Source organism: Rickettsia sp., assembly GCF_965035265.1.
Window position 1 is genome coordinate 1 of sequence record NZ_CBCDJS010000062.1, and the last position, 8,092, is coordinate 8,092.

An 8,092-nucleotide genomic window follows, 5' to 3' on the forward strand; every position below is an offset into this window, starting at 1 on the left:
AGATTCCATTCAAGTATTGGGTATAAAAAACCTATGAATGTTTATCTGGATTACGTACAACATTATGAACAAATAGCAGCTTAATTTTAAGCAACATTACCAAGTACATTGTTCATATATTTTGTCTTGATTTTTCAGGCCATTATATATAGTGCCGGGGGTTATTATACGTATAACTTCTCTATTAACTACCGCTTTGTAACCGCCTCTATTTTTTGCTTCTTCAGGAGTTTCAAGCTGATCACAAATAGCAACCTTATAGTTTTCTTCAATTAATTTAGTTAAATAATTCTCAAGTGCATGATGAGGCACACCGCACATGGCAATTTCTTCCTCACCGTTTTTACCTCTTTTTGTTAGAGCTATGCCAAGTACATTGCTTGCTAGAATTGCATCTTCATAGAACATTTCATAAAAATCACCCATTCTAAATAGTAGCAAACAATCTAAATGAGCAAATTTAATGTCTAGATATTGCTGCATCATTTTCGTTGCAACATCATAATTATATTTTTGTTTAAATTCTTGAAGATTCATATTAAGCAGCATCATTCATATTATGGTTTATCAAAATATATAGGAATGTATCATTAAGTTAAATATATATTTTTAGGGAAAATTAATTGTAATGGCTGCATTATTAAATTATTTCTGCTATTATTAATTTATACTGAAAATATTTAAATTAAAACATTATGAAAACACAGCTTGTAGCTCTCACTAATAGAGGACAAATGACAATTCCAAGTTAGATTAGAGAAAAATTAAATTTATCTACAGGAAGTAAACTAGAGTTAATAGTACAAGATAATTCTTTTATGGTAATACCTATAAATAAGTCAGTTAAAAACTTGAAGCATATTTTACCAAAACCTAAAAATACTCTAACTATAAATGAAATTATTAAAGGTTCATATGAGGATTCTGCGATCAAGTCCTCAACTGCACAAACATTGTTGTTAGCCTGATTATAAAGGCAGTGGGTGTCATTCCTGCGAAAGCAGGAATCCATAAACTAAAAAACAAAGATGTATTGGGTATATATTATGCTCTAATAAGCAGGGTACTTTATATATTGGTATTACTAATAATATAATACGTCGTGCTTATGAACATAAACAAAAAATAATAAAAGGTTTTACCTCAAAATATAATATTATAAAGCTTGTTTATACAGAAGAATTTACTGATATTAAAGAAGCACTTACTAGAGAAAAGAACTTAAAAAAGTGGAAACGTAGTTGGAAAATAGAACAGATAGAAAAAACTAATCCTGAATGGAAAGATTTAATTGAATAGTTCTATGGATTCCTGCTTTCGCAGGAATGACATCATGAACGTTTGTGCAACAACTTTTTAGAAATCTTCACAGTACCTAATAGTTTAAAAATTACTTTATCTTTGATAAGCGAGTGCTATGTCTACCGCCTTCAAATTTAGTGGTTAAAAACTTATCTATAATATCAAATACTATTTTGTGATCTATGGTTTTTGCTCCCAATATCAAAATATTAGCGTCATTATGAGCTTTAGCATTTTCGGTAGTTAATATATCGTTACACAAAGCAGCTCTTATTTCTGAGCTACGATTAGCAGCTATAGACATACCAATTCCCGTATCACTAATTAAAATACCGATAGGTGCTAATTTTTCAATAATAATATCTACTACTTTCTTAGCATAATCAGGATAATCAACGGTTTGTGTATTATTTGTTCCGCAGTTATAAATCTTTAGAGATTTCTGTTCTAAATAATTGATAATTTTAGACTTTAGCTCATAACCTGAGTGATCACTAGCTATAACAATATCGTAATTTTTCATAATTAATTTTTTTGATGGAAAATAATGATAAGAATTATATAATAAGCATAATCTATTAGCTAATATAAATAATAATTTTGTTGAATATATGAAATATCCTGTTGCACTTAGTACTATTATATGTTTTTGTTTAGTTGCTTGCGTTGATCAGCCACCTGCTCCAATTGAGTATAAAATAGGGGCTATTACTGCAAATAATAATTCTACTGGACTAGACCACGATGAGGGGCTGATAGTTCAAAGAACTATGGAAGATACTCCCACATCAGAAAAAGTTAGCGGTATACTCGAAGAACCAAAAGCAGAAATTATAGAAGATGATAATGATGCTATTGAGATCCCTACATCTAGTCATGAAGACGAAGAAGAGATAGAACAGTTAAACTTTGCAAAGCCGTTAAACGGGGTAGTTATTACTGAGTTTAAAGCCGGAAAAAATAAAGGGATAGATATTGCGGCTAAAGAATATAGCGAAGTTAAATCGATAGCTGCAGGAACAGTAATATATTCAGGTTTTAACAAACAATTCGGTAATTTAGTAATAGTTAAATTAGATAAAGATGATTTAGAAGTAGCATATGCAAGTTTAGACGATTTATTACTTAAAAAAGGTGATAAAGTTGCTAGAAATAATGTTATCGGACATGTAGAACATAAGTTATATTTTGCGATGCGTAAAAACAAAGTTGCAGTTGATCCTAGTAAGTATATAGAATTTTAAATGGAAGATTTTATTACTCTTACCAAATACGGTGAACCTCAAAATGTTATAGTAAGGAGGAGTAGCAAAGCTAAAAATATAGCCATTCGAATTACGCCCAAAGGAGCAGAGCTTGTATTGCCTCTTAAGGCAAAAGTCGAAAAAGGTCATAATTTTCTGTTAAGTAAAGAATACTGGATTAGGCAAAAATTACGCCGTAATGTAACCGAGATCCCAAAGGATGAAGATAAGATTTCTATTTTGGGTAAATCTTATGAAATAATACATATTGATTCGTCTAAAAATCAGATAAAACTAAATGATTCTACGTTAGAAGTGTATTGCAGTACAGCACTAAAAAAACTTAGTATAGAAGTATTTCTTAAAAAGAAATTATTAGCAGAAATAAAAATAATAGTAGAGAACATATCCAAAAAACATAATTTGACTTATTCCAATATTAGAATAATGAAAAATGTTAGTCGTTGGGGGAGTTGCTGTAGTAAAGGGAATCTTGCTTTTAATTGGCGAGTAGTTTTTGCCCCCTTTGAAGTACTGAAATATCTTATAGCTCATGAAATGGCACACTTAAAAGAAATGAACCATAGCAAAAATTTTTGGCAGCTAGTTGAGGATATATATCCTCAGTACCAACCAGCAAAATTATGGTTAAAAAGAAGCGGTAAAAATTTATATAGTTATTTGTCATAACTTTATGTCATTCCTGCAGAAGTGTATGGGTGTCAACTTAAGGATCGATGTCATTCCCGCGAAAGCGGGAATTCAATACTTTAAAGCTTTTTAAAAGCTCGATTTATCTCGCTTTACTTTGGATTCCTGCTTTCGCAGGAATGACATAAAACGAGCCATGCAACAACGTGGGAATGACATCGAAAAGGTTAATTTAAAGAAAAACATAAAGGATAAATAGAATGCACAACACTACAAAAAGAGCAACAGTTCCGGCACTAGAAGAAATCTTATATGAGCCTATAAAAGTGTTAGATCACGGGTTTATTAGAGTTATCGATTATATGGGGGATGATAGTGCTATAGTACAAGCAGCACGCGTATCTTACGGTAAGGGTACGAAACAATTAAACCAAGATAAAGGGCTGATAAACTACTTGCTTCGTCATTATCATACTACTCCTTTTGAGATGTGTGACATCAAATTTCACATTAAACTACCGATATTTATTGCAAGACAATGGATTAGGCATAGAACGGCTAGCGTTAATGAATATTCGGCAAGATACTCTATTTTAGGAAATGAATTTTATTTGCCCGAACCGGCAAATATTGCTTCCCAATCTGTCGTAAATAAACAATGTAGGGAAGGGGATGGCTTACCGAAAGAAGTGGCTGAAAAGGTCCTTGCAATTTTAGAAGAAGATGCTAAGCAGTGTTACGGGCATTATAAGGAGCTGATGAATGCCGATGAAGAGGGTAATATTATAGATGAGAATACTACAGGGATAGCAAGAGAGCTTGCCCGTATGAATTTAACTTTAAATTATTATACTGAATGGTACTGGAAGATTAATTTACATAATTTACTTCATTTCTTAAGATTGCGAGCCGACCCTCACGCACAATATGAAATTAGAGTGTATGCCGAAAAAATGCTTGAGATAGTCAAAGCTTGGGTTCCTTTTACCTATGAAGCTTTTGAGGAATATCGTTTGCAGGGAGCAAATATTTCACGTAAAGGTTTGGACGTAATTAAAAGAATGATAAACGGTGAAAAAGTGACTCATGAGACTAGCGGTATGACTAAAAGAGAATGGGAAGAATTGATGAAGATTTTTGGTTAATGGATACTCGATGAACTTGAAAAATTGGCTACGTCGTCTTTGTAAGTCCTCAGATGCTCACGTATTAAGTATACGCTCCGCTCTTCGGCTTACAGACTCCTTGCTCTTTTCCAAGTTGATCTTCGTATCCCAATTCTTCATTTCGCAGGAATGACATAAAGTACCATTACTATAACGGAATTTGATAAAAGGAGTATTTTGAGTGAGAAATATTATATATTTTATACTATCACTATTATTTAGCTTTACCGGCTATGCACTTGAAACAATAAATATTGAGCATGGGCGAGCTGATCCCACACCTATAGCAGTAAATAAATTTGATGCCGATAGTTTTGCCGATGACGCAGTAAGTTACGATGTGGTTAAAGTTATCTCTAATGATTTGAAGCTTTCGGGATTATTTCGTCCTATTTCTTCTGCCTCTTTTATAGAAGAGAAGACAGGGATAGAATATAAGCCGCTTTTTGCTGCGTGGCGTCAAATTAATGCTAGTCTTTTAGTAAACGGTGAAGTTAAAAAGCTTGAAGACGGTAAGCTTAAAATTAGTTTTATATTATGGGATACGTTGCTTGAAAAACAGCTTGCCGGTGAAATTTTTGAAGTACCGGAAAATCTATGGCGAAGAGCAGCACATAAAATTGCCGATAAAATTTATGAAAAAATTACTGGTGATTTCGGTTATTTTGACAGTAAAATAGTATATGTATCAGAAAGTACTTCTTTGCCGAAAATAAAAAGAATTGCTTTGATGGATTATGACGGGGCTAATAATAAATACCTTACTAATGGAAAGTCACTAGTATTAACACCAAGATTTGCTCGTTCAGCGGATAAGATTTTTTATGTTTCATACGCAACTAAAAGAAGAGCACTTGTTTATGAAAAAGACTTAAAAACAGGCAAAGAAAGCGTAGTAGGCGATTTTGCCGGTATATCTTTTGCTCCTAGATTTTCACCGGATGGCAAAAAAGCCGTAATGTCGATAGCCAAAAACGGTTCAACTCATATTTATGAAATTAATCTTGCTACCAAACGACTTCATAAATTAACTGATGGTTTTGGTATTAATACCTCTCCTAGCTATTCACCGGACGGTAAAAAAATTGTGTTTAATTCCGATAGAAGCGGTGTTCCTCAATTATATATCATGAGTTCAGATGGGGGTAATGTAGAGCGTATTAGTTTTGGTGGAGGTTCTTACACTGCTCCTAGCTGGTCGCCTCGAGGAGACTATATAGCATTTACTAAGAGTATTAAAGGAGCTGAAGGAAAAACCTTTAACATCGGAATTATGAAAGCATGTTCACAAGAAGGCGAAAATAGCGAAAGGATAATAACAAGCGGGTATTTAGTCGAAAGCCCTTGCTGGTCACCTAATGGACGAGTTATTATGTATGCTAAAGGTTGGCCATCAAGAGCTAAAGCTCCTGGAAAAAACAAAATTTTTGCAATTGATCTAACAGGTCATAATGAAAGAGAAATTATAACACCGGCGGATGCTTCCGATCCTGAATGGTCAGGTGTGCTGAATTGATTTTTTGTCATTATCGTCATTGCGAGCGACTGCAAGGAGCGTGGCAATCTTATCAAATATCCTGAGATTGCTTCGTCAATTACTTCGTAATTTCCTCGCAATGACGATTAAGAATGTTAAGCTACTTGACTACTATGGTTTAAAATAAACTTTCTTATTTTTTCAAAAGCCGTATTCTCTATTTGTCTAATACGTTCTTTAGAAATATTATACTCATTGCTTAGAATATCTAGAGTTTTAGGAGTATCTGTTAATTTACGCTCCGTTAAAATACGGAGTTCTCTATCGTTTAAAACTTTCATAGCATTTGTTAGTAACTTCTTTTTACTAGTAGAATCTTGCCTACTAATAGCCATAGCCTCAGGACTTGGGCGTGATTCAGGTAGCAGCTCTATTAACTCTCCTGATTCTGCATCGTCACTATTTATAGCGTTATTTAGCGATAAGTCAGGACCTGAAATTCTACTATTCATCTCGGAAACTTCATTAACCGAAACACCGAGTTCATCCGCTATTTGGACAAAATCATCAGCCGTAATAGCCCTTGAGTATAAATTAGTAATTTTACGCTTAATTTTGTTAAGGCTAAAGAATAATTTTTTTTGTGCAGCCGTTGTTCCCATTTTTACTAATGACCAAGATTTTAATATATATTCTTGGATAGCGGCTTTAATCCACCACATAGCATATGTTGATAGGCGAAAACCAAGTTCAGGATTGAATTTTTTTACTGCCTGCATTAAACCTATATTACCTTCTGAAACTAGTTCAGTAACAGGAAGACCATAAGTTCTATAACCGCTTGCGATTTTTGCAACAAGCTTAAGATGGCTAGTTACTAATTTATGTGCAGCTTCTAAATCATTTTCTTCTAAATAGGATTTAGCTAATAAAAATTCTTCTTCCTGCGTCAGTGACGGAATTTTATTGATTTTCTGTAAATAGCTATAAAACCCTGATTCACTAGAAATTGCTAATGCATTAATATTATTAGTCATTACTAACCTCGCTAACTAATTTTCTTTATATTAACACATATATGATCTAAAATAAACTTTTTCTAGAGTATTTTTAAATAAAATCAAACAATGTCTAAAAAAATTAATAAGAATCTAGCTTTTTCCTTGCTAGGACTAATAATTAGTATGATGTTACTAAGCTTTGCTTCCGTACCTATCTATAATTTGTTTTGTAAAGTTACGGGGTATGGAGGTACAACGGCAAAAGAAACGGTGAGTGTATATTCCAAGGTAAAAGGCACTAAACCTATAATTATTGAGTTTGATGCTAATGTTGATAAAAACTTACCTTGGCGTTTTATCCCAAGACAGCAAAGAGTGCAAATTGTTCCTGGACAGAATACTTTAGTGTTCTATGAAACAGAGAATTTAAGCAATAACGATATAATAGGGACGTCCGTATATAATGTCACTCCAAATAAAGCAGGAAAATATTTCGTAAAAATTCATTGTTTTTGTTTTGAAGAACAATTGTTAAAAGCCGGCGAAAAAGTCTTAATGCCAGTTACGTTTTATATAGATAAAGATTTTGAGCTTGACCCTGAAATGCAAGACGTAAAAGTACTTACCCTCTCTTACAGTTTTTTTAAAGTACAAGAGATATCGTCATTGCGAGGAAATTACGTAAGTAATTGACGAAGCAATCTCAGGAGTTTGTTATTATTTCATGAGATTGCCACGCACTCTTCGAGTACTCGCAATGACGATTTTGAAGCTATGCAACAACATCTGCCCATCATTGATGTTCTACAATCCACTTACGCAGCCTAACTACAAGCGGAGTATTTATAAGAGCGGTAGAAGGTAAAACTTTGCCATTGGTATTAAAATTAATTATAGGTTCTATACCGTATATGCTATACCAAGGTTTTAACGGTGAACTCTTTGAATATTTACGATGAAACCAAGATAAGAAAGGTGTTGTTTCTTCATATTCTATTACTTTAACCGACTGTGGATTTTTGTGATATATAAGGCTAAGTACTGATTGATCGGAATGATGCCATTTATATTCATCATAATTAGGGTAAATGTTATAATCTTTACCTGAAAGAATTCTAATATCTTCGCAACTTTTTAGCCATTTCTCAATAAAAGAACGAGAAAGCTCGGTATTACGCACAATAATAACGGCACTCCAAATATGATCGTCATTTCTGCATTCTTCGTTCAGACAATCCATCAAAGCAAAAG

Annotated in this window: 8 protein-coding genes and 3 pseudogenes; 6 read left to right on the forward strand and 5 right to left on the reverse strand. The window is 33.2% G+C overall.

Features of this window, described 5'->3' with window-relative positions; all coding sequences use genetic code 11:
- Window positions 1-147 precede the first annotated feature (147 nt).
- Both AC1Z7D_RS04895 and AC1Z7D_RS04900 read right to left on the reverse strand, forming a co-directional pair.
- Window positions 148-549, reverse strand: a pseudogene (locus AC1Z7D_RS04895) (MutS N-terminal domain-containing protein); the annotation flags it as partial.
- Window positions 550-748: 199 nt separating this feature from the next.
- The gene (locus AC1Z7D_RS04900; RefSeq protein ID WP_482602485.1) at window positions 749-934 is read right to left on the reverse strand and encodes a hypothetical protein; all 186 of its coding nucleotides are present in this window, start codon (window positions 932-934) and stop codon (window positions 749-751) included.
- A gap of 94 nt (window positions 935-1,028) precedes the next feature.
- On the opposite strand from AC1Z7D_RS04900, the pseudogene AC1Z7D_RS04905 reads away from it, so the two are divergent.
- Window positions 1,029-1,299: pseudogene (locus AC1Z7D_RS04905) on the forward strand (GIY-YIG nuclease family protein).
- 91 nt (window positions 1,300-1,390) lie between these two features.
- Here AC1Z7D_RS04905 and rpiB read toward each other — a convergent pair.
- A complete protein-coding gene (rpiB, locus tag AC1Z7D_RS04910) occupies window positions 1,391-1,825 on the reverse strand; it encodes a ribose 5-phosphate isomerase B (RefSeq protein ID WP_482602487.1) in 435 nt (144 codons plus the stop codon).
- Between the two features lie 88 nt (window positions 1,826-1,913).
- Here rpiB and AC1Z7D_RS04915 point away from each other — a divergent pair, with 88 nt between their 5' ends.
- The 4 genes from AC1Z7D_RS04915 (at window position 1,914) to tolB (ending at window position 5,879) form a co-directional block, all read left to right on the forward strand.
- Window positions 1,914-2,546 (forward strand): murein hydrolase activator EnvC family protein, encoded by a 633-nt coding sequence (locus tag AC1Z7D_RS04915; RefSeq protein ID WP_482602489.1) that lies wholly within the window; start codon window positions 1,914-1,916, stop codon window positions 2,544-2,546.
- Window positions 2,547-3,236 carry a M48 family metallopeptidase gene (locus AC1Z7D_RS04920; protein WP_482602491.1) on the forward strand — a complete coding sequence of 230 codons (690 nt, stop codon included), beginning with the start codon at window positions 2,547-2,549 and terminating at the stop codon, window positions 3,234-3,236.
- Between the two features lie 221 nt (window positions 3,237-3,457).
- Entirely contained in the window at window positions 3,458-4,342 is an 885-nt protein-coding gene (gene thyX, locus AC1Z7D_RS04925) for an FAD-dependent thymidylate synthase (protein ID WP_482602493.1), read from the forward strand.
- Window positions 4,343-4,544: 202 nt separating this feature from the next.
- Window positions 4,545-5,879, forward strand: a complete 1,335-nt coding sequence (gene tolB, locus AC1Z7D_RS04930; protein WP_482602495.1) for a Tol-Pal system beta propeller repeat protein TolB — start codon at window positions 4,545-4,547, stop codon at window positions 5,877-5,879.
- 116 nt (window positions 5,880-5,995) lie between these two features.
- Here the strand turns inward: tolB and rpoH are convergent, their stop codons facing one another.
- Window positions 5,996-6,877 carry an RNA polymerase sigma factor RpoH gene (rpoH, locus tag AC1Z7D_RS04935; protein ID WP_482602497.1) on the reverse strand — a complete coding sequence of 294 codons (882 nt, stop codon included), beginning with the start codon at window positions 6,875-6,877 and terminating at the stop codon, window positions 5,996-5,998.
- A gap of 90 nt (window positions 6,878-6,967) precedes the next feature.
- On the opposite strand from rpoH, the gene AC1Z7D_RS04940 reads away from it, so the two are divergent.
- Window positions 6,968-7,534, forward strand: coding sequence for a cytochrome c oxidase assembly protein (locus AC1Z7D_RS04940; protein WP_482602499.1), 567 nt, complete (start codon window positions 6,968-6,970; stop codon window positions 7,532-7,534).
- A 100-nt stretch (window positions 7,535-7,634) separates the two neighbouring features.
- Here AC1Z7D_RS04940 and AC1Z7D_RS04945 read toward each other — a convergent pair.
- A pseudogene (locus AC1Z7D_RS04945) lies at window positions 7,635-8,092 on the reverse strand (hypothetical protein); the annotation flags it as partial.